A 25,472-nucleotide genomic window follows, 5' to 3' on the forward strand; every position below is an offset into this window, starting at 1 on the left:
CATATCGGAAAGTGTTAACGCATCAATAAGAAGTCATACGTGGCGCGATTTTTATACTTGCTACGCCAATAACGCATACTGAAAAATCCCATTGCGCAAAAATATAAGGATTAATTGCTCCAAATCAAATAGCCACCTGCTAACACGCTCATAATTCAGCCGTCCCTACCCTGGTTAGTTAACCATCATGACGGAGGTTGTTTATGAATCTTATACCGCGCAACTCACTCTTTGATGTAGACCAAATACTCGAAAACTTCTGGACACCGCTGAGAGCTGGCCCTGGAGTATCGTTTTCACCGCGCGTTGATATCAACGAGAAAAAAGATCGCTTCGAAATTACCGCCGAGTTACCCGGTGTCGAGAAGAAAGATATCCAACTAACACTGGATAATGGAATGCTTTCAATAACCGCTGAAGCGCGTCAGGAAACCAGGGATGAGAGGGATGGGAAACTTATTCGCCAGGAAAGACGTTATGGCAAGTTTGTACGCAGTTTTGATTTAGGCACAGCGGTCAAGGAAAAAGACATTGACGCCAAGTTCAAGGACGGGATTTTGACATTGATGGTTCCCAAAGTAGAGCCCTCAGTGCCATCAACTCATCGAATCGAAATCCATTAATTGCACTGACTTATGCTACCGCCTCTCATTACCAGGGAAGGGAGAGGCTTTCTGCGCTCAGGTAGCGCTGGAAATTTTTCGGTCTCTCCAATAAAAATCAACCGGCCAAAGTGATTGCGAAGTTTTATCGTAAGCCTGCCACAGCGCCGCGTAGGTTTTTTGCAACGCGGGATGCACTGCGTCCGCCGCAATATCGGCTAACGGCAACAGGACAAATGCGTTCTGGACCACCTCTGCGCGCGGCAACGCAATGCCATTCTCAACACCGACAAAATCACCGTAACACAGAATATCGATATCCAGCGTACGAGGGCTGAATTTGGGTCCTTGCCGGCACCGCCCGTTCTCATCCTCAATATTCTTCAACACCTTTGATAATTCAGAGATCGATAACGCGGTCTGGACACCCACAACCAGGTTAAAGAAATTACTACCGTTAAAACCCACAGATTTACTTTCATAAACGGTGGAGATTTTTAGTTCACCAAACACCTCATGCAACGCATCCAGTGCTGCCGCGATATGTTGATGGCGATGAATGTTGCTACCCAAACCGAGATACACCTGCGTCATTGCGGTTTGACTCCGCGCTCGATAACCAGACCCACATCGCGCGCGCCGCGAATCGCACCGGGTTTACTCAAACGCAAGCGCAACCAGGGCACATTAAATTCGTCACGCACGATTTGCGCCACCTCTTCGGCCAGCGATTCCACCAACAAGGCATTGCGGTTTTCCACATACGCAATAACGCGTTTGGACACAGCCTTGTAGTTCAAGGCGTATTGAATATCATCCGTCGCGGCAGCCTGGCGAATATCCGTGGCCATCTCCAGATCGATACTGACCGTCTGGCGCACCTGACGCTCCCAATCATAGATGCCGATGATGGTGTCGATGTGTAAATCTCTGATGTAAACAATATCCATGAATCAATCCGTAGCGAGAGGCGATAGCGTGTTAAGCGGCCAGCGGGCACGCACGTTGACGGCGAGCGATTCCGATTGCCCCGCCAGCAACCGCTGACAACCGGCGTAAGCAATCATGGCACCATTGTCGGTACAAAATTCGTGGCGGGCGTAGAACACTTTGGCGTGGATTTTGGCCAAGGCGATTTCCAGCTCCTGGCGCAATTTTTTATTTGCAGAAACACCACCGGCAATCACCAGGGTTTTCATACCGGTTTGCTCCAGCGCCCGGCGACACTTGATCACCAGTGTGCTTACCACCGCATCCTGGAACGCGCAGGCGATGTCTGCACTGGTCTGGTCATCGGGCAGGCCGTCCGGTAGTGCGTGAGCGGCAATGGTATTCAAGGTGTAGGTTTTTAAACCGCTGAAGCTGAAGTCCAGGCCGGGGCGATCGACCATCGGGCGCGGAAATTCAAAACGGCCGGGTGTGCCCTGTTCAGCCAGGCGCGCCACTTGGGGCCCACCGGGGTAATCCAGGTCAAGCATCTTGGCCGCTTTATCGAAGGCCTCACCGGCCGCATCGTCCAGCGACTCACCCAGCAATTCATAGCAGCCAATGGCATCGACCTTGACTAATTGGGTATGCCCGCCAGAAACCAGCAAGGCAACGAAAGGAAAAGCGGGGGGATTATCTTCCAGCATGGGCGCGAGCAAGTGGCCTTCCATATGATGGACGCCGATAGCGGGCACATCCCAGGCATAGGCCAGCGCGCGGCCAACCGAAGCTCCCACCATCAAGGCACCGATGAGACCGGGGCCGGAGGTATAAGCAATACCCTGGATATCCTGCGGCGTGGTGTGGCTCTCGGCCATGACCTGGTCAATCAACGGCAGAATCTTGCGGACATGGTCGCGGGAGGCCAGCTCAGGTACCACGCCGCCGTATTCAGCGTGCAGGTCAATCTGGCTGTAGAGCGCATGGCCCAGCAAGCCGCGTTCACTGTCGTAAACGGCAATTCCGGTTTCATCGCAGGAGGTTTCGATCCCAAGTACGCGCATTGCTCTACCATCTATATATACAGGGGTGGCGTATGATAAAGGCGGCTGGTGCCAGGCGCCAGTAAGTATTTTACCCAGGCCCGGAGCGACGGTTGCGCCGGTAATAAGAAGTGTATAGAATCTGCGCCCCTCAGGTTCCCTGGTTTGCAGCCCTGCGCCAGAGGATGAATCAAGACAGCAAAGGTAACAACATGCCTTCAGTAAAACTTAAAGAAAACGAACCTTTCGACGTTGCTCTGCGCCGTTTCAAGCGCGCTTGTGAGAAAGCTGGCATCCTGGCTGACGTACGTGCTCGCGAGTGCTACGAAAAGCCCACGACTGTACGCAAGCGTAACGCTGCGGCTGCCGTTAAGCGCCACGCCAAGAAAGTGCAACGCGAATCCAAGAAATTTACCCGCCTGTATTAATTCCGGGTCTTGGTTGTAATCCGACCTGAGTCGGATTCCGTGTCGTTCTGCTACAGGTTATCCCATGGCAAACACAACACTGAGAGACAGCATCAACGATGCCTTGAAGAACGCCATGCGCGCGAAAGAGAAAGAGCGCGTGGCGGTGTTGCGTTTGGTTATGTCGGAATTCAAGCGCATCGAAGTTGATGAGCGCATTGACGTAGAAGACGCGCGCGCCTTGGCGGTGCTGGACAAGATGATCAAGCAGCGCCGCGATTCCGAGCAGCAATACCGTGCCGCCGGGCGCGATGAGCTTGCCGCCCAGGAAGCCTACGAAGTTTCCCAAATCCAGGCATTCATGCCCGCCGCCCTCAGCAGCGATGAGTTGTCTGCAATCGTTACCCAGGCCATTAAAGATGCCGGTGTTGCCGATATGCGCGGCATGGGTAAAGCCATGGCCCTGATCAAGCCCCAGGTACAGGGCCGCGCCGACATGGGCGAAGTCAGCAAGTTACTGAAAGAACAACTGAGCCGCTAACAACCGCGAGTCAATTGCTTATACTGGCAACTCGTCACCCCAAGCTACGCGACTCACTATGGCCGGTTTAATCCCCCAAAGCTTTATCGATACCCTGCTCGACCGCGTCGATATTGTCGAGGTGGTGGATCATCGCGTTAAGCTGAAAAAAACCGGCAAGAACTACAGCGCCTGCTGCCCCTTTCACGAAGAAAAGACCCCCTCGTTTACCGTCAGCCCGGAAAAACAGTTCTATTACTGCTTTGGCTGCGGCGCCAGCGGCAATGCGCTCGGCTTTATCATGGACTTCGAACGCCTCAGCTTTCCTGAATCCGTGGAGCAATTGGCCCGGCTGGTAGGCGTTGATGTACCGCGCGAAGTACAAAGTGAAGCCCAGGCGCAGCGCGAGCAGGAAAAGCGCAGCATCTACAGCCTGCTGGAGAAAGCGAGCACCTTTTACCAAAATCAGTTGCGCCAGCACCCCAGCAAGCAGATGGCGGTGACTTACTTGAAAGGCCGCGGCCTCGACGGCAAGATTGCCAAGGAATACGGCGTAGGCTTTGCACCTCCGGGGTGGGATAACCTGCTCAAATCCCTCGCGGAAACGGACGAAGACAAGCACCTGCTGATCGAAGGCGGGATGCTGATCCATAACACCGATGAAAAACGCATCTACGACCGTTTCCGGCATCGCATCATGTTTCCCATTCGCGACACGCGCGGCCGGGTGATTGGCTTTGGCGGACGGGTTCTGGGCAACGATAAACCCAAATACCTCAACTCACCCGAGACGCCTATATTCCATAAAGGCCAGGAACTGTATGGGCTGTACGAAGCACGCCTGGCGTACCGTGAGTTACCGCGCCTGCTGGTGGTTGAAGGTTATATGGACGTGGTCAGCCTGGCGCAGTTCGGTATTCGTTACGCCGTAGCCACTTTGGGAACGGCATGCGGCGAAGATCACCTGGATCGCGCCTTCCGCCACACCGACGAAGTGGTCTTTTGCTTCGATGGCGACAACGCCGGGCGCACCGCCGCACACCGCGCACTTGAAAACTCCCTCTCGTCCATGAAAGACGGCCGGCAGGTCAAATTCCTGTTCCTGCCCGAGGGCGAAGACCCGGATACCCTGGTGCGTCAGATAGGACCGGAAAAGTTTGAGCGCATGGTAGAGCTTGCCGTTCCCCTGGAAGACTATTTGTTTGATGCCGTGGCAGAAGGCCTGAACATCCGTACCATGGAAGGCCGCGCCAGCTTCAGTAAACGCGCCGCGCCTTTACTGGATCGCCTCCCGAAAGGTGTCTTTCGCGAGTTGATGTTTGAAAACCTGGCGAAACGCACCGGCCTCAGTCGCAATGTCCTGCAGGATTTGATCAGCCAGGCACAGCCCGAGCCGTTACCCGCGCCGGCCCCGATCAAAACAGAACCCAAGCCGGAAAAGCCGTCACACCCTTCCGCTCCGCCGCCTATCGAGCCGGAGTACAGCGACTATACGGACGATTATTACAGCCCGCCGTCACCGCCACCGGAATACGATGGCTACTACGAGGAGCGCCAGCCGCGCCGGAATAAAGCGCGAGACTATCGAGAGCTACAACCGGACCTACAACCACAGGTAGCAAGCAAATACCTGATGCCGCCCGCGCGCAAGGCAATTGCCCTGTTGCTTACACACCCGGAGCTGGCCGCCAGCGAAGCGGATCATGACAGTTGGCTGGCCTGTGAAGACGAAGAGATACAGTTACTCGGGCGGCTATTGAAACTGCTGCACGAACGAAGCCATTACAACCTGTCCCACATCCTCGGCTATTGGTTGGGCGCCTACGGCTCGGAAAATACTGAAAAGCTGGCCGCCATCGCCGGTCATGACCTATTGCAAGCCACAAGCGCGATCACCCAGGTACGCCAGGACAAACCACCCAAGGCGGATTACGACAGCGCCGCTGCGTTTTGCGATTGCATGGAGAAGCTACGCAAACAGGAGAGCGCAAAAAAAACCGCTCAATTATTGGAAAAATTGCGCAGTGGCGACTTAAATCAAGAGGAGCGCAAACGCCTTGCTGCCGAGGTTCTAGCGCACAAGATCATAAAATAACCAACCGAAAAGAATTATGTCACCTCCGCCGCCAGCCGCTTGATTTCCTAGAATCCAATGCCACATATGGGCTATAATCCCGCGCTTTGCGTTTCTCCCACTCACGTTTTTGACAGGGTTCCGAATGTCTGACGACGCTCAACAGCAACAGTCTCGTATCAAAGAGCTGATCGCCCGAGGTAAAGAACAGGGCTACCTCACATACGCCGAGGTAAATGACCATTTACCGGAAGATATCTCAGATCCGGATCAGGTCGAAGATATCATCCAGATGATCAACGACATGGGTATCCGCGTGTACGAAACCGCGCCGGATGCCGATACCTTGTTGATGACCGATGGCGACTCCTCTGCCGACGAAATCGCCGCCGCAGAAGCCGCTGCCGCCCTGGCTGCCGTGGAAACCGAAGCGGGCCGAACGACTGACCCGGTGCGGATGTACATGCGCGAGATGGGCACTGTCGAACTGCTGACCCGTGAAGGCGAAATCGTCATTGCCAAACGCATTGAAGAAGGTGTGCGCGAATTAATGCATGCCGTCTCCTACTGGCCCGGCGCCGTTCAGCAGGTACTGGACGAATACGCACTGGTTGCCAAAGAAGAGCGTCGCCTGGGCGATGTGATTATCGGCTGGCTCGACCCGGCAGAAGATATTCCCGCAGCCACCACCGACGAAGAACTTCCTATCGCCACCGCTGCCCCCAAAGCAGCCGCCAATGACGATGACGAGGAAGAAGAATCCTCCGGCGACGATGAAGAAGAAGGCGTATCCGGTGTCGACCCGGAAGAAGCACGCGTTCGCTTCGAAGAATTGAAAAAGCAAAACGAGAAGGCCGATAAAGCCGTCGCGAAACACGGGCGCAACAGCAAGCAAGCCGAGAAAGAATTGACCGCCCAAGGCGACCTGTTCAAATTCTTCAAGCTCCCGCCACGCCAATTCGACCCGATTTACGTTCAAATCCGTGGTGTTCTGGACACTGTGCGCCGCGAAGAGCGCACCATCATGGAATTGTGTGTGCGTAAAGCGCACATGCCGCGCAAGACATTCATCAAAGAATTCCCCGGCAACGAAGTCAATGAGTCGTGGATTCCGGACATCATCAAGAAAAAGCGCGATTACTCTGACGCCCTGAAATTGGTTGAAGAAGATATCCTGCGCGCACAACGCCGCCTGATTCAGATTGAGCAGGAAAATAACCTGTCACTGGCCAACATCAAAGACATCAACCGTCGCATGTCGATTGGTGAAGCGCGTGCGCGTCGCGCCAAGAAAGAAATGGTGGAAGCCAACCTGCGTCTGGTTATTTCCATCGCGAAGAAATACACCAACCGTGGCTTGCAATTCCTCGACCTGATTCAGGAAGGTAATATCGGCTTGATGAAAGCGGTAGATAAATTTGAATACCGTCGCGGTTACAAATTTTCTACTTACGCGACCTGGTGGATTCGCCAGGCCATTACCCGCTCTATCGCCGACCAGGCGCGCACCATCCGTATCCCGGTGCACATGATAGAGACCATCAACAAACTCAATCGTGTATCGCGTCAGATGCTGCAGGAAATGGGCCGTGAGCCGACGCCGGAAGAACTGGGTATCCGTATGGATATGCCGGAAGATAAAGTGCGTAAGGTGCTCAAGATCGCCAAAGAGCCAATCTCCATGGAAACCCCGATCGGTGACGATGAAGATTCACATCTGGGCGATTTTATCGAAGACACCACCATTATTTCACCGGTGGAGTCCGCGACCATCGAAGGTTTGACCGAAGCTACCCGCGAAGTCCTCGCCGGCCTGACCGCGCGCGAAGCCAAAGTACTGCGTATGCGTTTCGGTATCGATATGAACACCGACCACACCCTGGAAGAAGTGGGCAAACAGTTCGACGTAACCCGCGAACGTATCCGCCAGATCGAAGCCAAGGCGCTGCGCAAATTGCGCCATCCTTCACGCTCTGATCACTTGCGTAGCTTTCTGGATGAGTAATCCTGACGCTAGCTAAAACTAAAAAGCCCGCCAAGCGCGGGCTTTTTGCTATTTAAAACTCAATGAAACCAAACTATAGCCACCGTCGACACATGCCTTTATAATGCGCCCCACTCGCGCAATCCTTCATGCGAGCTCCTCAAAAAGGGCCTATAGCTCAGTTGGTTAGAGCATCCGACTCATAATCGGCAGGTCGCTGGTTCAAGTCCAGCTGGGCCCACCATTCTCCGACACCATATTTATCTTGGCATCATAGTTTTGCCGTTTTGGCCAAACCATGATGAGCCAGGATGCCAATGGCCAAGATAACTGCTTTTTTGTATTACAAACAGCACCTCAATTGAAGCGTTATTTCAACCTTACCGCGACTTCAGTAAGGCAAGAATCAAAATGCAGGCGATGAGCATCTATGTCGATGAGAGTCTATTTCTCCTAAATGATATTTTTCCCTTTTCTCACACTAGCTATAAAGCTCTGCTTATCATGATCCTTTCTCGATGACGGCTGATGAGTTGAGGCAGGCATATATTTTCCAAAATCATGGTGCTTGCCAGCGTACTCTTTAAAGTCTCGCTTGATACGATCAATTACGGACTGGGGCTGAATACACTTGGTAGAATACACACGACTGATCAATTCCTTTTTCCTTAGCATGCCCTTATTGATCAGTACCGCGAGAAAAATATAATCTTTCTCCCGACCGGCTGCATACTTTGCTATGGCAAGATCATGAACCTCCAAACAGTATCCGGTAACAGTTCGGCCATCACGCTTAACAACAACCGGGAACAGTCTATCTTCCCAACCTTTTGGCAAAATCGCGGTATTTGGGCCAACCTCCTGCGCGTAATAGCCAAAGGTTTGGTGAAACATAGAACCTTCGCCAATAGCGCCTTCAACTAATATTGTGTTTTTCAACTTATTTTTGAGATAAAGGTCAGCTTCCATTGAATAGGAAAGCACCGGGTTTTTACTTGCTTCCGGAAATTGTCCAAGGACAGATTGCGAGCCTATGACGATAATTTCGTTATCGTCACCAACTTTAGCGGCTGATAGTAAAATATGTTCCAGCTGTGCTTTATTCATGATCGAATTTAAACCTCCGTATTATCTCCACTCGCTCTTCATCGGATAAAAGGCAAGCAAACGGACTGCTCTTGCGATAGAAGTCCATTTCTTCTCCTTCTTGGCAAATCAACTCTGCCACTTCAGCAGCACTCAAGCCGTCGATTAGCTCTTGCCACTTTCCAGCCCAGCCTTCGGCCTGAGTTCCGGACATCGTTTTCCAGTTGAGCAAAACGTCATTAACTTCACTCAATCTTTGCGGTGATCCCCGAAGAATCTCTGCCGCTTTTTGGTGAAAGGCATAGGTACGCTGGTCGGGTATATGTTTTCTGCTCATTGTTAGAACATCCATCAATTTGGAAAAGTATACAGATCAGGCTCTTTTAAAAATTGATTATGCTTTTTAGTTTCTGTTCTATCTGCCGTTCTTTAGTCATTTTTATCAACTTTAATCTTCGTTAAAGAAGTCTGTATCCAGTGCTTTAATTTCGTAGGTCTCTTTCACTGATACACCGAGATTGTGTTTAATCATAAGCGCCGCGAGCTTGGCGCCATCAATCAGGATAATTTTTTTCTGAATCAATCTTACGTATTCCAGCGCCCCTTTGCTAAATATTGACGTAGTGATAAAAACACCTTTGTGGGCGCGTTGCATATCTAACGCACCAGAAAACGCCTGAATAGCTTCGCGACCAATGGTGCTGTCTGCGTAACGTTTCGCCTGAAGGTAAATGGTATCTAAACCGAGTGGGTCCTCGTTGATTAGGCCGTCTATGCCACCATCAGCGGTGTATTGAGTTGCCTGGCCGGACTCTTTACTCCAACCACCGTAGCCCATGGCCTGCATTAGCTCGACCACAAGTTTTTCTAAGAATTGGGGCGATTGCCGCTTAACGGCTTGGAGGACCTCTTCAATAAGTTCCTGTTGAATTTCGCTGTAGGCTTCTTCCAAACGCTCGGTTGGGTCCGTATCTTCAGTGTCGCTTTCATAGGTAGTAACAGCTGTACTCGCCTTTGGTTTGGCGGTGTGAAACTCAACGAATTCGGGGAATTGCTTCAGAAACCGCACATTAATTCGGTCCGGCTCTTGCTGAAGCGCCGCCCGGCCTCGGTCAGTTATTTGCAACTGACTCCGCCCCGGCGCAGTCAGCAATCCTGCTTTATTCAGGTAGGTTCTAGCCCAAGCAATACGGTTTCGAATAATGGTTTGCTTACCTGATGGCAACTTTTCTGAGCGTTCATCTTCGGTAAGTTGGAAATGAATACACACTTGCTCGAAAGCTTCGTTAAAGCGATGTATTTGGCCATCCTGCACGGCAGCCAATAAAGGGCGCATGCAGCTTTGAAAATCTGGAATCATTTTGCTTCCTTCCGCTTAGCTTGCTCTATCCACTCTTCCACATCCACTCGCCTAAACGGCAACCTCCTCTCTGAGGCCAGGTGGTCGGCGGTCTTATTGACCAACCGAGGTCGCTAGCCAGCCCATCAATGGTCAATATTTCACCAATCACAATCTGGAGACCCTGTGAATTCTGAGACAATAGGGGAATCTTGGGAAGAGTTCAAAGAAGCTAGCGTCATTAACTTTTCGACAAATCTCATAATATCCCTGATTTATGCAACCTAGCCAACCTAAACCAACCCGTAATCACCTTCCATTTGCACCCCAACTCCCGCAAAATCGAGGTTCTCTCTCACCAAATATCAACGGCAGCTGTGCATGAGATTGCTAATTTCACTTCTCTTATTAACACTCACCGCCGCATGTCATGCGGAAAAAGGCAGCATTCACACATGCTCCTTAACCAGCGATACTCTGAACTTTGTTACACCAACATCCGACAACATCGCCAATACCTTTTGGCAGAAGGATGTCGATGGATACGAATCCATCAATCGATTGCACATTGCCTATAAGGATGGATCTGTAGCCGTTGTGGAGCACAAGTATTGCTTGATGTATAACTTCGAAATTGCTTACTACGCTAGTACTACGAATGAACTTTCAGATGGCAAAAAATTTAGTGAAACACTTAAAAGTTTTTTCAATTACTCAGCAGTACAGGATGCGAGTATTCAGAATGCAGTATCGGCAATGATCAAACGATTTGAAGAAAAAGGGTTTGATGCTGATAGCGCACTAGCGACAGCGCATGACGACTCTACTCAGGACAATAAGCGAGCCGAATACAGTGTTAGTTATATGTCCATCGAGGATTCTTCTGTGCATAGAGCAGCATTGTTTATCTATATGGGTATTGGCGGCGAGCATTAACCCACCCGCAATCCAAAAACAACCGACAATTCCCGCTTTCAAGCAACATATCTTCATATCCAAACCGCTCATATAGTTTGTTTGACAATATACATATGGTTTTATTGACAATATACCTCCAGCCCTTATAAATAGCGCTCTTCAGGACGCGGCAAGGCTTTAATAATAATCGTGGCGCCTGAAAAAACAGCTCCTGTTTGCAATGAGCAGGATGAGCTACCAACAACCTCTCCTCCTCTATGGGCGGCATTGGTTGAGAGGGCAACAGCATGGAGATCAATAATGAAATTACTCACCGGCAAAAAACTGGCGACGGCATTCGCATGTGCCCTCGCCTTTGGCATAACTACCACCAATGCGCAAACCTTAACGTCAAACCAGACGGGAACCCACAACGGTTTTTATTATTCGTTCTGGAAAGATTCCGGCGATGCGTCGTTCGGGTTGCTTGCAGGCGGCCGTTACACCTCCCAGTGGTCCAACAGCACCAATAACTGGGTCGGTGGCAAGGGCTGGAATCCCGGCGGGCCGAAGATTGTGAATTATTCCGGCAGCTATAACGTCGATAATTCGCAAAACTCGTATCTCGCGTTGTACGGCTGGACGCGCAATCCGTTGATTGAGTATTACGTGATTGAAAGCTACGGTTCCTATAATCCCGCCAACTGTTCTGGCGGACAAAACTATGGCAGTTTTCAGAGCGATGGGGCCACTTACAATGTGCGTCGCTGTCAGCGGGTTAACCAGCCATCCATCGAAGGCAACAGCAGCACCTTCTATCAATACTTCAGCGTGAGAACGCCCAAGAAAGGCTTCGGCAACATCTCCGGTACCATCACTGTGGCGAACCATTTTAATTACTGGGCCAGCCAGGGATTGAATCTGGGTAATCACGATTACATGGTATTAGCGACGGAAGGCTATCAAAGCCGTGGCAGTTCCGACATCACCGTCAGCGAAGGTACCGGTGGTGGCAACAACGGTGGCAGCAATAGCAGTAGCAGCTCCGGCAACAGCAGCAGTGCGGGCAATGGCGGTGGTAACGGCGGTGGCATTACGGTGCGCGCTCGCGGCACCAATGGCGATGAGCGCATCAGCTTGCGTGTCGGTGGTTCAGCGGTGGCCAGCTGGACGCTAACCACCAGCAATCAGAATTACATTTACACTGGCGGTGCGTCCGGGGATATCCAGGTAGAGTTCACCAACGATGGCACCAACCGTGATGTGATTCTGGATTACATTCAGGTGAACGGCGAAACCCGTCAAGCGGAAGATATGGAGTACAACACCGCGACTTACGGCAACAACCAGTGCGGTGGCGGTTCCTATTCGCAAACCATGCATTGTAATGGTGTGATTGGGTTTGGTTTTACCTACGATTGTTTCAGCGGTAGTTGCAGTGGTGGTAATACCGGCGGCAATAGCAGCAGTAGTTCCACCAGTTCATCCGGCGGTAATAATGGCGGTAATACCAATTGCAGCGGTTATGTCGGTATCACTTTTGATGATGGTCCCAATTCCAATACCTCAACGCTGATTAATTTATTAAATCAAAATAATCTCACACCGGTTACCTGGTTTAGTCAGGGTAATTACGTAGCGAGCAATCCGTCATTGGTGACGCAGATGCGCGCGGTTGGTGAGGTGCAGAACCACAGTTATACCCATCCGCAAATGGGCGGCTACAGTTATCAGCAGGTGTACGATGAGCTCAATCGCACCAACCAGGCCATTCAAAATGCGGGCGCCCCCAAGCCCACATTGTTCCGCCCGCCTTACGGTACGGTGAACTCCACGATTCAACAAGCGGCCCAGGCACTTGGCTTGCGCGTGATTACGTGGGATGTAGACTCACAGGATTGGAATGGTGCAAGCGCCAGTGCGATTGCCAATGCTGCGAATCAATTACAGAACGGCCAGGTTATTTTGATGCACGATGCCAACTACGCCAACACCAATGCAGCCATTCCACAAATCGCTGCTAACTTGCGCGCGAAAGGTTTGTGCCCCGGTCGTATTGATCCCAATACCGGTCGTGCGGTAGCGCCTTCGGGTTCAGGCGGCGGTAATAACGGTGGCACTAACTGTCAATGCAATTGGTACGGCACCTTGTATCCGACTTGCCAAATCCAGGCCAGCGGTTGGGGTTGGGAAAATTCCCGTAGTTGTATCAGTACCAGTACTTGCAACAGTCAAAATGGTGCCGGAGGCGTGGTTTGTAATTAAATAAATTCGAGCACGCATATTGCAAAAAGGGAGCGGGTAATCCGCTCCCTTTTTTATTGCAGATTCTTCCCGTCACAATACCGTCACGCTAGCTAAACATTGGCTTTCTATCATCAGCGTTCCTGCTTTTTACACTTACAAAAGGAACGCACTGTGTCACACATTTATAAGATATTGGCAATGTTGTTGATGTTCATTACTGCTCACGCCAGCGCAGATTTTTACGCCGATCTAGCGTTTCATCATGCGCCAATTCACTATCAGGATACCGATAGCACGAATTACCCTGCGGAATACATTACGGCAATTGATTACGATTCGGATTGGATTTCAAATAATAACTGGGACAACCTCGGCGATGGCCTGTGGCCAGCCACCGTTTATTATTCGGTGGTAGAAAGCTGTTCGCACTATTTTATTATTTATGCGTTTTTTCATCCGCGTGATTGGGTGGATACACCCTTTGATGGTGAGCATGAAAATGACTTGGAAGGTGCGCTCTTTATTGTGCGCAAGAACGGCAACACCTATGGCGCAATGGAAGGGATGATCACCGTATTCCATTCCGATTTTTATTCCTTTGTACCTAACGGGAGTCCGTTAACCAACGGCAATGAAAATATTGATGGCAGCGTTACCTTTACATTTTATGAAGGATCAAACCGCGCACGAACGGCGCAGGAAGCAAAAGGCCATGGATTGAAAGCCTGGCCTTACATCAATAATTTCACTGGGGCGAGCAACCAGGACGGCGTGATCTATTATCCAAGCCGCGGTACAGGTGAAACGCCTTCATCGGGCAATGATCGGTCAGTGAAATACCAACTGGTCAACATCTTCGAACCCAATGGTTTCTGGCAACAAGCCCTGCATGAAGCGAGCATGACCAGCGCCATGTCGAGTACCTTTCATGCCTGGGGAACCTTTAAAGGCAATAACAGCGGTGGCTGCGGTGGCGGTGCGATCTTTGCCTCCTGCAACAGCAATTCGGCTAATGCACCCTGGGGCTGGAATGATGGCAATGACGGTGCCAGTTATCGCGGTGAGTTTGCACTGCATCCGACCAATTTGGTTGACCATTATTTCAATGGCGTCGGTAATTTCAGCCACCGATACATCAACAATCGCTACGCGCAGGATCTGCAAAACGCCGGCTTTAATTCATCCTATAAACCGCAAGGTTGGAGCGATAGCCTGGACTTGAATACGCTCTATACCAGGCTGACACATAGCTGCCCCTAAGCGGTACATCAGATCATGGCGCACCGAATTCCGGTGCGCTTTTTATACCGGCACTGCCTGCAAAAACGTTTTTGCGTTGACGGGCTGCAGAAGGCGCAGGATACGTTCGCGATCCTGTTTTAAGACCTCCTTCACATCGGTGCCAAACCATTCAAGGGATGCTTCGATCGGTGTCTCACCCGCCAGCTTTGTTAAAAAGCCTGCGTAATCAAACTCTCCTTCAAATAGCGACACCATGCCATCACGCGTGCCCGCTGGTGAATAAACATTGGCCGGCGAGAAAATGGGCAGCAGGCGACGTTCGCGAATATTTTTTAAATGAAAATGTTTAATGAAGGGTTTGAATTCCTGGTAAACCGCCAGCGGATCATCACCGGCTTCCCACAAGTGCAATACATCAAAATTTAACTTCAGCGAGGGATGATCAACTTCTTCCAGTAATTGCCGCGTTGAGGCGGCGGTATCGGCAAGGGTGTTGGGATGGGTTTCTATCAAGAGTTCGCAACCGTAATCTGCCAGTTGATCACACAAGCGCTGCAAACGCCGCACCATCACCCGGCGCTGTTCAGGGTTCACCGCATCACTGGACAATTGACCCGCGAAACTGCGGATCTTGCGTGTTCCCCAATGGCTGGCACAGCCACACAGAATGCCGGCCTTTGCCTGGGCTTCTTGCGGATCGCCATCGAGCGGCAAATAGTCGCTGATCATGGCGGTGTATAACCCAAAAGATGCCAGCCACTGCTCATCGTACTCCGGCTGGTGCGCGAGATTACGCGCGTGTATGCCCCACAGTTCAATCCCGTGAAACTGTTGCGCGCGCGCCCAGTCGGCCACTTGCTCGATAGACATGAGTTGATGGCGGAACGAAATGGTACAGAGTGATAAATTAATCATCATGCCTCCGCTGGAGATAAGGTGGTATTACCGATTGAGGTTTTCTCCCAGGTGGCGCACCAGGTTTGGTAGACAGCATGTAGATGTTGTTTGATAGTGAATTCCCGTTGGTCCTGCTCATCCAGCAACTGGAAAATCTCGCGAGCCAGATCGGCATCATCGGTTACCGCCAGTTTCATCGCGCGGTACTGGATGATCTTGTAGGTTTCCACCAATTTGCCGATCACATCGCACCAGGCTTCGAATTCGTCATCCTCCAGCTTCATCGCCCGCCAGAAAAAGGCGAACCCGTGTTCGTAGGCATATTTGCGAATGGACAATACCGGCAACTCTTTCAGGGCTTCAGCAAGGTGGGAAAGTTGCAGCCCCTGGTGACTGTCGAGGTGGTTGTGGATGATAAGTCGCACAGCATCCGTCATGGGATTGGTATCACGTTTGATGCACGCCTCGAAGTAAGCTTTGATGGCAGCGTTGGATGACGGTGCAATATCGGTGCTGTCAAAGTAATAACCACCGACTGCGTGGGGCGAGCGAATGGCTTCCAGGATCCTGGCTTTGGGCAGCTCACCCTCCCAGCGATAATCCGGGTCCAGCATCAGCCAGGCATCCGGGTCGTCAGTGGTTTCCAGCATCACGTAATGCGGAAACGGGTTTGCATTAAATTTATTTTCCCGTTCTGGCAACAAGTACATATCAAGCATGACCATGATGTTGCGTTCAGGCATTTTATTGTCCAATAGGGACAGCAAACGGCGCACGTTGGCCTCTTTGGATAAGGCGCTGTCATACCAGCGATGGATAGTGACACCATAGATTCGCTTGTACCATTCAATAAAAAAATCATGATTGATCGTCGCTGAGTGATATGAAATTCGACTATCGTCCGTCACCACAATATCGGCATCCCACACGCCAAAATAAAAGGGACGATGATCCACTCGTTCGGATTTCTTGATCATCTCGCACACGCAACTGACGAAGCAATGTACCTTGATATCTTCAAACTCTATTGGCTGTTCGATAACGGTCGTCGTGTTGTCCAAACGCGCCAACAGGTTCGCCAGGGTATCAACCGTTTCGAAATCTTCCTTAGCCAGGGCTTCGTCGGGAATAACAAAACCATGATCCAGCTCCATATGCAGCAGCAGTTGCAGCACCATCACTGAATCGAGATAAAGATCCTCGTTCAGGCGCGCGTAAGGACTGAAGGCCGATACATAGGGGATGGCCATCTTCTCTGCCAGTACCTGATGTATCACATTGACGATATCTGTCTTGGTCATGCAAAAACCTTTTTATCCGGAAATTTATGCGGGCGCTACGGCAGTGGCATTGGCTAAGGATTTACGGTTGATCTTGCCGTTGGGTAAGCGGGGAATGTCATCCAGCTGTTGAAACTCATGGGGCACCTGATGCGGTGCCAGGTGTTTGGCGCACCAGGCGCGCAGGTGATTAATATCCACCGCAGCGCGCGCAACAAATTTCACACAGGCGCGCTCACCGGCATAGGCGTCCTGTTTTTTATACACAACCGATTCGGTGATAGGCCCGTATTCCAGCAACACATCTTCCACTTCCTGGGGATAAACGTTGAGCCCCGCTACGATGATGGTGTCGTCCTGTCGGGCCACAAAAAACAAATGACCCTGGGTATCCAGATAACCCAGATCCTGGGTGAAGATGGTTGTGCCTTGTTTGGTAATCACAATTTCTGCCGGGGTTTCGCTATTCGTTCCGGCAACCAGTTCTACGTGGGGTAGCGGTTTACCCATATCGTTGGCGGCCTGCATGTGTTGGCTCAGGGCAACACAACCGGCTTCGGAACAACCGTACTGCTGAAACAAAAATTCGGTTTTTTGTTGCAGTGCTTCAAACCAGGGTTTGGGCATAACCGCACCGGATGTCATGACCGCATGAAAGCGGGTACCGGTGGGCATCAGTTGCGACAAGGTGTTAAGTAAAGTCGGAGACGCGTACAACAGGTGCTGTGGATGGGTGCGTAATATTTTAATGACATACTTTGGATTGATCTGCGTAATCACTATGGGCTGTACGCCGCGCTGCAAAGCGACCAGCACGCCACAAATCAAACCGTAGGAATGCGTCACTGGACACGCCACCACCGGCGTCAGCTGTGCCGCAGCGCCGAAGCTGGCAATATAACTGGTAATTTCTTCGTCAATAGAATCCCAGGCGCGCGCGATGGTTTTCGGCTCACCTGTTGTGCCGGAACTCATTTGTACCAGCATGCCAGCAGCATCGGCAGCGCGCTCGCTAATCACTACCGGATTATCGAGCGCGTGAAATAGCAATTGATGGCACTCAGCGCGATGCGCAGCACGACGTGCCGCTTCAAGCGGTGTCGCCGCGTGGATAGGAAATACCGAGCCTTGCTTTTCCCTGATAAATAAACACAGGGCAATCCATTCAGCGGTATCGGTCAAGCAAACCGCCAGGCGCTGGCCCGCGCAATTGCGCAACACAGGCAGGGTTTCATAGTAAGCAAAGCGCGCATTAAAAAAATCGCGGCTGTAGTGATCGTCATTCACATAGATCATATTCGGGCAGGCTCTTTACGGGCTGGTGGGAATAAAACGGATTGCTGACCAGATGATGAAATTCGGCATAGGCTTTGCCGAATAATTTTCGTGTCAGTAAGGATTCGGTGTGGATATGTGCTGCATCAAAATTCAGTTGTGCCTGGCGACTGGCAAGCGCGGGGTTATCGTCCAGATAAGCCTGTAAATGTTGATTAACCCATTGCCAAAAACGGGTTTCGGGAAACCCATAGTAACTGTCCAGCAGGTGCGACACTTCACTCAGATTGAACACAAACAAGGTGTCCATCACCAGTTCGCGCAGGGCTTCAATGCGCGTCATCCAGTAATAGCGATTCGGTTCTGCGTTGATGTAGGCCGGATTCAGTGCAGCGAAGTCCGGTAAATAATCGCGCGAGGGCAAATACTCATCCACATATTCAACACTCTCGTGAAAATCGCGCAGAATAATTTTTTGTGGCCAACCATCGCGGTGTACCAACACCATATTCTGGGCGTGAGCTTCCAGCGCGATGCCGTGTTTTACCAATAAATGCCAGACAGGTAATATCGCCACCTGAATCAAACGATGTAACCAGGGCTCCATGCCATAGCAGTCCAGCCACTCATCAATAAACGGGCGACCATCAGCCTCCATTAATGCCAGTGCGGTAAACGGCACGGCCTGCTCACCGGGCAACAAATGGTGTTCAACACTTTCACGCCAGATGGCCGCAACCTGACCGTCGAGCTGTGCATGTTGTTCAGGTTCCGGTTGAAACACTATGCCCGCGTATTCATCCAGCAATGAGAGCGGATAATGTTTTTCAAATAACGGATCGGTGCGCACCACCGCTTGCAGCCATTGTGAAATGACCGGTGCAGAACATACACCATGGGATTCCAGATTGCGTAGCGATGAGGTGTTAACGAGATTCATCGGCAACTTCAGCGTAGCGCGCAAGGGATGACTGATATTCAACACACTGCGGATCGATTGTGTGGCCTGGTAATAATCGCCGGCGGCACCCAGGTGAATGATTTCCCGGTTGGCCAACGCGGATGCCAGTGCAGACGTTTTCAAATTTTCCCATTGCCAGGGATGCATCGGCATCAAGGTGTAATCGCTGGCATCGCCGCCTTGCTGGCGCAAACGGTGAGCGAGCAGCAGGATGACGTCTTTATCAAGCTCCCGCTGCCAAAAATTTTCTTCCGCTACCGGTAAAGCGCAACGCACCCGATGACGCGTAACAGCCAGCCAGACCAGTTGAAAGTTCTGCCCAGCTTCCGGGCCAAACTGCTGATGATCTTCCAGCGAAAATCCAGTGCGCGCTTTAAAGCAAGGGTGATAAGGATGGCCTTCATGGATCGTCGATTCCAGTGCAGCGTAGCTGAGGTTACGCCGCACCCTTTCTGCGATGGGCAGGTGTTTTTCATTCCATTGGCACAAACGAATAGTGTGTTCAAGTTCCAGCAACAGTTGTTCCCGACGCGCATCGGCCACCGGCAGGCTCATCACAATGGTCGACAATTCAGCGCGGGCCTGGGAACCATCGTTTCGCAAACGGCACAGGCTATCCGACACCAAATGAATCCGATCAAACGCACCGATCTGGCCACGACAACGATAACGTTGCTGCTCCAGCGTAAACTGGAATAACACATCCTGGGATTGCGCAACGGCAAAGCTATCGAAGGAAATTAATTTTTCGTATAGCAACGCCTCAATAAGTTGGCGGAGCACACGCTGTTCCGGGCTGTTGTCACGCCACTTCATAATCCACCTCCGTATTAATAACGCCCTCGACTTTAGCTAATGGATTATTGATGTGCGTATATACCGCCAGCTCCAGTTCTGCGGTTAACTCATCAATATCGTGCAGGCGCGTGAGCAGGTTGGCTTTACAGGGAATCGCTTTTTTGTGCAGCAAGCCGTGCACAAATTGCTTGCCGGTGCCGTGCAATTGTTTTTCCAGAGCGGCTAGTCGGCGCTGCACACAGGCCAGCAGTACGGGTTCTTCAACCAGGTGGTCGGCTCCCAGCCGATAAATCACGGAATAGAGTTGATTGATAATCAGGTAATAGGAAAAGCGATCACAGATCATGTCGTCATCGTAAAAAAGTTCCGGGGTTTCCCTAACGCTCGGTTCAATCGCCGCCAGAGCTTCGCGGTGGCTTGGCGATAAATAGAAACCCTGATTGTCACGATAGAAATAGGTGGTGGGGTAACCGCTGCTTACCTCCAGCAAACTGTTTTGCTGATGCGCTTCAAGGGCAATGCCCTGCTCTTCGTACAACAGGATCAATGGCACCACCGCACATTCCAGGTATCGCTCAAACCAATCCTGCGCAACCTGCGAGGGGCTGCGCTTTTCTTTAACGGCCAAGGTGGCGATCAACGTCGACAAACGCGATGCAAAGCCTGGCAAAGGCTCTTGCACCAGTGCCGCGATTGAATGCACACCGGTGTCGTGCTGCGTCGTAAAAGGATTGGAGCGGATGATCAACTCAAAGCCGGCTTCTATTTGCCCCGGCAGTTGCACGGCCAAATAAGCCGGGTCATCAATCAGTTGAAAAAGCGGATTTTTTTTTACAAAGTCACAGCGGCGCAACAAGCTGGCCATCACCTTACCTGCCAGTAATTCCGGGTAGTGATTGAGGCGTAGCGAGTTCGTGATCTTTACCGGAATGGAAAACTTGAGCATCCACGGGCACTGTTCAGAATACACCGTGCGCACGGAAGACGTGGCCGTAAAGTGCACACCTTGCTTGCCCAGGTCGCGAATCATCCCTGTGGCCAATGCCTGCTGAATATAATCCTGATGCAACATCCACTGCGCCTGCAATGGGTGCGCCGGCACCACCACATAATCGTCGGGCAGTGTCAGCGTATCGCGGCCCAACGCAGTGCGCAGAATCATTTCTGCACTGTGCTCGGCAATAGAGTCCTGTTTGACGTAACGGCGTTGCACCGCAAAATAATGCAACTGAAACCGGCCACCCAATTCCGGCGCGTAGCAACCTTGCAACCATTCCGCCATTCCCTGGCGACTTTTCGGCGTCGGGTGCAGCCAGTGTCCATACAGCAGTGATTGTTCAGAGTCTATAAATCGATCGCCCAGTAAACGCGGGTCCGCGTGCCGCGCTTGCAGAAAACGCGACATTAATTGCAGGCTGGATGTTACGCGCAAGATCAGTTCAAGATGTTTTTCCTTTAACGCCGGTGAAGCGCGTCCCGCGTTGGAATAAATCTCATTGATTAGCAACATTAAGACGGGAAAAAAATCTATCGGTTGCCAGGCTTCAGTTATTTGCCGTATCCATACGGTGCTGATACGGTGACGCCCCACTAATGAAACATAGTCTACCGCCAGGGCGAGCTGTACTTTCTGGTGCGGCAATGCCAGTTCAATGATGTATTCAGCAGGAACAGGATTCAGATCAGGATGCCGCGCAACCCATTGCCGCGCGTGAAGCCAGACGCCCTCATCCACCTCACGTAAATAGCCATTGATAAAGGCCTGGAAGGATGCATGTTCTGCAATCTCGCTGCACGATTGACTCATAGCTCACCATTGCTGCATTGATGTCCGTTGCGGGTCCGCGATCTTGTCGAGGAAGAGCCACGAAGTTAATGAGAATGGATCTCAGCTTCAATCAGTTTTACAACTGTTACGTTTACGAAGATCAATGCGCCAGGATAAAAGCAAACGCTAACGCGGCTGCTCTGATGCAAATAAAACCGCCGGTTTAAAACGCAGAAACAGTGCAAGCGCAACAACGAAGGTCAACCACTCCGCCAGAGGCAGGGCCATCAACAAGGGATAAGCAGGCAGCCACCAGAACAACACCATCAACACGCTGACAGGCAGAATTAAACTGCGCAACAGGGCGATAGCGGCAGAGGCTGCCGGTTGATGAATAGCGGTGAGATAAGACGATAACAGCACGTTCAAACCATTGACCAAAAAGATCGGCCAGACCACCAGAATGAAATCCGCCGCCAGGGTTATGACTGCCGTATCCTGCGCGCTGACAAACCAGCCGACCCAATGCGCTCGCCAACCTAATAACACACTGATTAACAGAACCCCGAACACCAGTATGGCTACCGTTGAGGTCAGCATAAATTGACGCATACGCTGCACCTGACGCGCGCCGAAATTTTGCGCTACCAATAATTGCATGGCATCGGCAATGCCATAGAAAATCATCAGGCTGGCAAACAAACAATAATTGATCACCGTAAAGGCAGAGACACCTTCCACACCAATCCGTGTTACCAGCAACCAGTTCACCACCAGGATCACCAGGCCGCCGGATATTTCGTTTACAAATTCCGAAATACCGTTGAACGCCGCGTGCGCTACGTCAACCCACTGCGTCTGGCGAAAACGAAACTGCAAACGACGCGCAGGCAGCCAGAAATAACGAAACAGAATCCCCAACTGCACAAGCTGCGACATGCCCGTTGCCCAGGCGGCACCGGCAATACCCCACTGGAAATAACCGATAAATAACGCATCCAACAGCATGTTACCTAACGCACCACTGGTCAGTGCGACGGTGGCCATAACCGGTTTACCATCCGCCCGGATAAAATAGTACAGCACCACCGACAACAACTGCGCCGGCAGGAAACAGGCGATGATATGAAAGTAGTCGCGCATCAACGGGTGAAGCGATTCAGGCGCACCCAGTGCGGTAAAAATCCAGCGACTGAACAACAGGTTGACGCTGGCCATCACCAACGCAAACACCCCCACTGTCATTACACATTTACTGAAGATGGCCGATGCCGCCTGCGGATTTTTTTCGCCCAGCGCTTTGCCAGCACGCACCGAACCACCGATGGCGAGCATCAACGCCAGGCCAAAGACCAATGCAAGATAGGGGATTAAAAAATTGATCGCCGCCAAGGCGTCGGCACCCACAAAGTTGCCAATAAATAAACCGTCTACCAGATTGGCCGTGGTGAGTGCCAGCAAGGCAGCGATGGAGGGAATGACAAAATAAAAAAATGTCGGAACAATGGCACCACTAAGAATGCGATCAGAAGATGCTTGTGTCAAAACAGAATCCTTTTAGGGCGACCAGACTAATTCACACGCTTCCTTGTGAGCAAAGCGATCAAAATGACGTTTAATCACATCCATGACTTCATGCAAGTTATCGGCATCCTGCGCTTCGCAATACACCAGCAAGGTGGCTTCTTCGGCATGCAATCGGCATTGACCGATACCGAAGTCGAGCTTGCCGAATTGCTCGTCCCATTGGGCTGCAATTTTGTGGCTGAAGTGCTTACACAATTGATAAAGGTAATGTTGCGCCTTCGCGGTCGTTACCTGTGCCTGACGTTCAAACATATTGATGTCCCCGTAATATCACAGCCGCCGATTCTATTTTTCAACCGAACGGACTGTGAAGTGTTGTTACAAGTGTTACAGACCTGCAGCGCGTGGTAGCGGCTTAGGCACAGGCAACAGGATCACCATCTGCAATCCACCCAGAGGTAAATTCCGCGCCTGGATGTGGCCCTTTGCCGCTTCTATCTGGCGCCGCGCCAAGGCCAGGCCGATTCCGAATCCCTGATGTTCCTCGTCCTTCTGCGTCAGCCGGAAAAAGGGTTTGAAGATATTATCCAGATGCTCTTCCGGCACGCCTGGCCCCTGGTCATCAATCAGCAAATACCAGTTATCCCCCTGCACTTGCAGGTTGATATGAACCCTGCCACCTGCTGGCGTGTGGCGAGCTGCGTTGCGAATAATATTTTCTATCGCCTGGCTTAAAGAGCGGGAGCAACTGGCCAGTGGGGCTTCCGATGGCAATTGCGCGGTGATGCGGTGGGCGGGAAATTCAAATTGCGCATCGTCAATAATACTGTCCAGCAAATCCACCAGATCCAGGTGTTCTTTTACCAGCACCGGTTTTTCATTTTCCAGCCATGCGAGGGTCAAGGTGTCTTCCACCAGCTCACGCATAATCCGCGATTCCCGCGCGATGCGCTGAAAGGTTTGTTCCGGCTTGACCAGTTCGCGTTCTGCGCACTGCAAGGCGATATCAACTCGCGTTAATGGCGTGCGCAATTCATGGGACAGATCCGCAATCAATTGGCGCTGGGTCAGGATTAACCTGCCGGTGCGATCCGCCATGCGATCAAAGGTGTCCGCCAATGCCGCCAGTTCATCATTGCGCGAACCGAGGCAATTGCGCACCCGCACATCAAACTTGCCTTCACTGAATTGACGCGTGGCGCTTTCCAACTGCCGCAGGGGTTGCATCAGGTGGCGATACAACACCAGGCTCACACTGATTAACACCACCAGTGGCAAGGCAATTTGCAGCAACAGCTGTGCGTAATGCCAATATTCTCCCGGGCGCATGCGTTGCGGCAGGGTGATGACAAAAAAGGTTTTCCCATCAGCGAACGGAATATCCATCACCGGGTTTTCTTTAAAGTACAGATGAATTTTCCAACGCACATCGCGCCCCAAGCGAAACCGTTGAGTAAACACGGGTGCCAATACACTGCCTGCCAGCGGCTGGATATCAGCCGAGATGACCGCCGCCCAGGTTTGTTCGCGCGCCTGCAATTGCTGCAACCAGTGGTGCAATGCGTTGGCATCGCCCGCGCGGTGTAAACGTTCTGCTTTAGCGCCGTAATCCAGCAAGGTTTGTTGATGCTGTGGATCAATAAAACTCATCTGCGATTCGGTATTGCGAGTCAGGTTATTGATAACGCCATACAGCGTCACCGTGCCCGCCGCAATGGTGATACACAGCGTCCATAGCAAACGCTTGTTCATACAAACGCATAGCCTTTACCGTGAACGGTTTGCAGGCGATCCGGCGCGAGACCGGCTTCGGTTAATTTGCGGCGCACGCGGCTCAGATGCATGTCGAGGCTGCGGTCATAACAACTGAATTCCCGCTCCAGCACCAGCTGATATAAATAAGGTTTGGTGAGGGTTTCGTTCTGGTGACTGACCAACATCCACAATAACTTGAACTGGATCGGCGTGATTACCACCGGGGTGTCATTGACGAAGACACTCTGAGCCTGGCGATCAAGGCGCAGCGGCCCCACACAGAGTTCAGCAATGTTCGCGCGTGAATCCGTGAGTCCCATGGAGCGGCGCAAGAGTGCATCGATACGCAATAAAAGTTCGGTAAAGTTAAACGGCTTGGGCACAAAGTCATCGGCCCCTTTGCTGAAACCGGTGATGCGCTCTTCTTCTGCCCCGCAGGCGGTAAGCATCATCACCGGGGTCTGGCGGGTTTTACGCAATGTATTCAGCACCGCAAAACCATCCATCCGCGGCAAGAGCACATCCAGCAAGATCAGGTCAAAACGACGACTGATGGCCGCCATCAAACCACCCGGCCCATCGAAGCATTGTTCCGTGCTGTGGCCATGCTGCCGAAGCAACTCGGCCACCTGGGTATTAAGCGCAGGATCATCCTCAACAATCAGGATATGCGCCTGGCGATTCATTGCGGTCAACATGAGCTTCTATCCGTAAGAGGTCCTGTTCGTACGTCCGGTCTTAATTAATCCACGACCGGGGTGCGCACCGATGGCGAAATTGTACATAGCCGTCGAATTAACGCAAATGGTAATTATTATTATTTAGATTAAAACACAAAGGTTT

23 protein-coding genes and 1 tRNA gene are annotated in these 25,472 nt (G+C 51.5%); 9 read left to right on the plus strand and 15 right to left on the minus strand.

The genetic code is table 11. The features are described from left to right. Nucleotides 1-203 precede the first annotated feature (203 nt). A complete protein-coding gene (locus tag ACSV5M_RS08015) occupies nt 204-623 on the plus strand; it encodes an Hsp20/alpha crystallin family protein (protein WP_439175309.1) in 420 nt (139 codons plus the stop codon). A 57-nt stretch (nt 624-680) separates the two neighbouring features. Here ACSV5M_RS08015 and folK read toward each other — a convergent pair whose 3' ends face one another. From folK to tsaD, 3 genes are read right to left on the minus strand one after another with little or no spacing between them, the layout of a single operon-like run. Continuing rightward, nucleotides 681-1,196, minus strand: a complete 516-nt coding sequence (gene folK, locus ACSV5M_RS08020) for a 2-amino-4-hydroxy-6-hydroxymethyldihydropteridine diphosphokinase (protein ID WP_439175311.1) — start codon at nt 1,194-1,196, stop codon at nt 681-683. After that, on the minus strand, nt 1,193-1,552 hold the full coding sequence (folB, locus tag ACSV5M_RS08025) for a dihydroneopterin aldolase (protein ID WP_439175314.1): 360 nt from the start codon (nt 1,550-1,552) through the stop codon (nt 1,193-1,195). Before folB ends, folK begins: the two co-directional genes overlap by 4 nt. Nucleotides 1,553-1,555: 3 nt before the next feature. Next, nucleotides 1,556-2,593: a tRNA (adenosine(37)-N6)-threonylcarbamoyltransferase complex transferase subunit TsaD gene (gene tsaD / locus ACSV5M_RS08030; RefSeq protein WP_439175316.1), complete on the minus strand. Its 1,038-nt coding sequence runs from the start codon at nt 2,591-2,593 to the stop codon at nt 1,556-1,558. A gap of 191 nt (nt 2,594-2,784) precedes the next feature. On the opposite strand from tsaD, the gene rpsU reads away from it, so the two are divergent. From rpsU to ACSV5M_RS08055, 5 genes are all read left to right on the plus strand, one after another. Beyond that, a complete protein-coding gene (gene rpsU, locus ACSV5M_RS08035; RefSeq protein ID WP_087468297.1) occupies nt 2,785-3,000 on the plus strand; it encodes a 30S ribosomal protein S21 in 216 nt (71 codons plus the stop codon). A 64-nt stretch (nt 3,001-3,064) separates the two neighbouring features. Then, nucleotides 3,065-3,520, plus strand: coding sequence for a GatB/YqeY domain-containing protein (locus ACSV5M_RS08040; RefSeq protein WP_439175318.1), 456 nt, complete (start codon nt 3,065-3,067; stop codon nt 3,518-3,520). A gap of 58 nt (nt 3,521-3,578) precedes the next feature. Then, nucleotides 3,579-5,594, plus strand: a complete 2,016-nt coding sequence (dnaG, locus tag ACSV5M_RS08045) for a DNA primase (protein ID WP_439175319.1) — start codon at nt 3,579-3,581, stop codon at nt 5,592-5,594. A gap of 124 nt (nt 5,595-5,718) precedes the next feature. Continuing rightward, the gene (gene rpoD / locus ACSV5M_RS08050) at nt 5,719-7,578 is read left to right on the plus strand and encodes an RNA polymerase sigma factor RpoD (protein WP_439175321.1); all 1,860 of its coding nucleotides are present in this window, start codon (nt 5,719-5,721) and stop codon (nt 7,576-7,578) included. 146 nt (nt 7,579-7,724) lie between these two features. Then, a tRNA-Ile gene (locus tag ACSV5M_RS08055) sits at nt 7,725-7,801 on the plus strand. Between the two features lie 209 nt (nt 7,802-8,010). Here the strand turns inward: ACSV5M_RS08055 and ACSV5M_RS08060 are convergent. The 3 genes from ACSV5M_RS08060 to ACSV5M_RS08070 all read right to left on the minus strand — a co-directional run bounded on the left by ACSV5M_RS08060 (nt 8,011) and on the right by ACSV5M_RS08070 (nt 10,003). Continuing rightward, nucleotides 8,011-8,664 carry a DUF6036 family nucleotidyltransferase gene (locus ACSV5M_RS08060; protein WP_439175323.1) on the minus strand — a complete coding sequence of 218 codons (654 nt, stop codon included), beginning with the start codon at nt 8,662-8,664 and terminating at the stop codon, nt 8,011-8,013. Beyond that, on the minus strand, nt 8,657-8,980 hold the full coding sequence (locus tag ACSV5M_RS08065) for a hypothetical protein (RefSeq protein ID WP_439175324.1): 324 nt from the start codon (nt 8,978-8,980) through the stop codon (nt 8,657-8,659). The genes ACSV5M_RS08060 and ACSV5M_RS08065 overlap by 8 nt, the downstream gene beginning before the upstream one ends. Nucleotides 8,981-9,091: 111 nt before the next feature. After that, nucleotides 9,092-10,003, minus strand: coding sequence for a restriction endonuclease (locus tag ACSV5M_RS08070; RefSeq protein ID WP_439175325.1), 912 nt, complete (start codon nt 10,001-10,003; stop codon nt 9,092-9,094). 360 nt (nt 10,004-10,363) lie between these two features. Here ACSV5M_RS08070 and ACSV5M_RS08075 point away from each other — a divergent pair, with 360 nt between their 5' ends. From ACSV5M_RS08075 to ACSV5M_RS08085, 3 genes are all read left to right on the plus strand, one after another. Beyond that, a complete protein-coding gene (locus tag ACSV5M_RS08075; RefSeq protein ID WP_439175326.1) occupies nt 10,364-10,918 on the plus strand; it encodes a hypothetical protein in 555 nt (184 codons plus the stop codon). 282 nt (nt 10,919-11,200) lie between these two features. Then, complete coding sequence (locus ACSV5M_RS08080; RefSeq protein WP_439175328.1) at nt 11,201-13,144, plus strand: glycoside hydrolase family 11 protein; 1,944 nt, start codon at nt 11,201-11,203, stop codon at nt 13,142-13,144. Between the two features lie 153 nt (nt 13,145-13,297). Beyond that, nucleotides 13,298-14,386 (plus strand): hypothetical protein, encoded by a 1,089-nt coding sequence (locus ACSV5M_RS08085; protein WP_439175329.1) that lies wholly within the window; start codon nt 13,298-13,300, stop codon nt 14,384-14,386. A 42-nt stretch (nt 14,387-14,428) separates the two neighbouring features. Here ACSV5M_RS08085 and ACSV5M_RS08090 read toward each other — a convergent pair whose 3' ends face one another. The 9 genes from ACSV5M_RS08090 to ACSV5M_RS08130 all read right to left on the minus strand — a co-directional run bounded on the left by ACSV5M_RS08090 (nt 14,429) and on the right by ACSV5M_RS08130 (nt 25,327). Next, nucleotides 14,429-15,283, minus strand: a complete 855-nt coding sequence (locus ACSV5M_RS08090; RefSeq protein WP_439175331.1) for a sugar phosphate isomerase/epimerase family protein — start codon at nt 15,281-15,283, stop codon at nt 14,429-14,431. Next, on the minus strand, nt 15,283-16,566 hold the full coding sequence (locus ACSV5M_RS08095) for a DUF6005 family protein (RefSeq protein ID WP_439175333.1): 1,284 nt from the start codon (nt 16,564-16,566) through the stop codon (nt 15,283-15,285). Before ACSV5M_RS08095 ends, ACSV5M_RS08090 begins: the two co-directional genes overlap by 1 nt. Before the next feature lie 24 nt (nt 16,567-16,590). Further along, nucleotides 16,591-17,841: an AMP-binding protein gene (locus ACSV5M_RS08100; protein ID WP_439175335.1), complete on the minus strand. Its 1,251-nt coding sequence runs from the start codon at nt 17,839-17,841 to the stop codon at nt 16,591-16,593. Beyond that, nucleotides 17,825-19,597: an IucA/IucC family protein gene (locus ACSV5M_RS08105; RefSeq protein ID WP_439175337.1), complete on the minus strand. Its 1,773-nt coding sequence runs from the start codon at nt 19,595-19,597 to the stop codon at nt 17,825-17,827. Before ACSV5M_RS08105 ends, ACSV5M_RS08100 begins: the two co-directional genes overlap by 17 nt. Further along, nucleotides 19,584-21,386: an IucA/IucC family protein gene (locus ACSV5M_RS08110; RefSeq protein WP_439175339.1), complete on the minus strand. Its 1,803-nt coding sequence runs from the start codon at nt 21,384-21,386 to the stop codon at nt 19,584-19,586. The genes ACSV5M_RS08105 and ACSV5M_RS08110 overlap by 14 nt, the downstream gene beginning before the upstream one ends. 147 nt (nt 21,387-21,533) lie before the next feature. After that, the gene (locus ACSV5M_RS08115) at nt 21,534-22,892 is read right to left on the minus strand and encodes an MATE family efflux transporter (RefSeq protein ID WP_439175341.1); all 1,359 of its coding nucleotides are present in this window, start codon (nt 22,890-22,892) and stop codon (nt 21,534-21,536) included. A 12-nt stretch (nt 22,893-22,904) separates the two neighbouring features. Next, complete coding sequence (locus tag ACSV5M_RS08120; RefSeq protein ID WP_439175343.1) at nt 22,905-23,186, minus strand: DUF2218 domain-containing protein; 282 nt, start codon at nt 23,184-23,186, stop codon at nt 22,905-22,907. A 75-nt stretch (nt 23,187-23,261) separates the two neighbouring features. After that, entirely contained in the window at nt 23,262-24,626 is a 1,365-nt protein-coding gene (locus tag ACSV5M_RS08125; RefSeq protein ID WP_439175345.1) for a histidine kinase sensor domain-containing protein, read from the minus strand. Continuing rightward, the gene (locus tag ACSV5M_RS08130; RefSeq protein ID WP_439175347.1) at nt 24,623-25,327 is read right to left on the minus strand and encodes a response regulator transcription factor; all 705 of its coding nucleotides are present in this window, start codon (nt 25,325-25,327) and stop codon (nt 24,623-24,625) included. Before ACSV5M_RS08130 ends, ACSV5M_RS08125 begins: the two co-directional genes overlap by 4 nt. Nucleotides 25,328-25,472: the final 145 nt, after the last annotated feature.

The organism is Cellvibrio sp. ARAG 10.3 (assembly GCF_051846955.1).
Lineage (GTDB): Bacteria > Pseudomonadota > Gammaproteobacteria > Pseudomonadales > Cellvibrionaceae > Cellvibrio.

Bases quoted from the DNA above. Each gene is read 5' to 3' on its own strand.
- ACSV5M_RS08065 (WP_439175324.1), bottom strand. From the start codon at position 8,980: ATGAGCAGAAAACATATACCCGACCAGCGTACCTATGCCTTTCACCAA.
- ACSV5M_RS08105 (WP_439175337.1), bottom strand. From the start codon at position 19,597: ATGAAGTGGCGTGACAACAGCCCGGAACAGCGTGTGCTCCGCCAACTT.
- ACSV5M_RS08100 (WP_439175335.1), bottom strand. From the start codon at position 17,841: ATGATCTATGTGAATGACGATCACTACAGCCGCGATTTTTTTAATGCG.
- ACSV5M_RS08130 (WP_439175347.1), bottom strand. From the start codon at position 25,327: ATGTTGACCGCAATGAATCGCCAGGCGCATATCCTGATTGTTGAGGAT.
- ACSV5M_RS08080 (WP_439175328.1), top strand. From the start codon at position 11,201: ATGAAATTACTCACCGGCAAAAAACTGGCGACGGCATTCGCATGTGCC.
- ACSV5M_RS08095 (WP_439175333.1), bottom strand. From the start codon at position 16,566: ATGACCAAGACAGATATCGTCAATGTGATACATCAGGTACTGGCAGAG.
- folB (WP_439175314.1), bottom strand. From the start codon at position 1,552: ATGGATATTGTTTACATCAGAGATTTACACATCGACACCATCATCGGC.
- ACSV5M_RS08090 (WP_439175331.1), bottom strand. From the start codon at position 15,283: ATGATTAATTTATCACTCTGTACCATTTCGTTCCGCCATCAACTCATG.
- ACSV5M_RS08125 (WP_439175345.1), bottom strand. From the start codon at position 24,626: ATGAACAAGCGTTTGCTATGGACGCTGTGTATCACCATTGCGGCGGGC.
- dnaG (WP_439175319.1), top strand. From the start codon at position 3,579: ATGGCCGGTTTAATCCCCCAAAGCTTTATCGATACCCTGCTCGACCGC.
- rpsU (WP_087468297.1), top strand. From the start codon at position 2,785: ATGCCTTCAGTAAAACTTAAAGAAAACGAACCTTTCGACGTTGCTCTG.
- tsaD (WP_439175316.1), bottom strand. From the start codon at position 2,593: ATGCGCGTACTTGGGATCGAAACCTCCTGCGATGAAACCGGAATTGCC.
- folK (WP_439175311.1), bottom strand. From the start codon at position 1,196: ATGACGCAGGTGTATCTCGGTTTGGGTAGCAACATTCATCGCCATCAA.
- ACSV5M_RS08040 (WP_439175318.1), top strand. From the start codon at position 3,065: ATGGCAAACACAACACTGAGAGACAGCATCAACGATGCCTTGAAGAAC.
- ACSV5M_RS08060 (WP_439175323.1), bottom strand. From the start codon at position 8,664: ATGAATAAAGCACAGCTGGAACATATTTTACTATCAGCCGCTAAAGTT.
- ACSV5M_RS08120 (WP_439175343.1), bottom strand. From the start codon at position 23,186: ATGTTTGAACGTCAGGCACAGGTAACGACCGCGAAGGCGCAACATTAC.
- ACSV5M_RS08070 (WP_439175325.1), bottom strand. From the start codon at position 10,003: ATGATTCCAGATTTTCAAAGCTGCATGCGCCCTTTATTGGCTGCCGTG.
- ACSV5M_RS08075 (WP_439175326.1), top strand. From the start codon at position 10,364: ATGAGATTGCTAATTTCACTTCTCTTATTAACACTCACCGCCGCATGT.
- ACSV5M_RS08015 (WP_439175309.1), top strand. From the start codon at position 204: ATGAATCTTATACCGCGCAACTCACTCTTTGATGTAGACCAAATACTC.
- rpoD (WP_439175321.1), top strand. From the start codon at position 5,719: ATGTCTGACGACGCTCAACAGCAACAGTCTCGTATCAAAGAGCTGATC.
- ACSV5M_RS08110 (WP_439175339.1), bottom strand. From the start codon at position 21,386: ATGAGTCAATCGTGCAGCGAGATTGCAGAACATGCATCCTTCCAGGCC.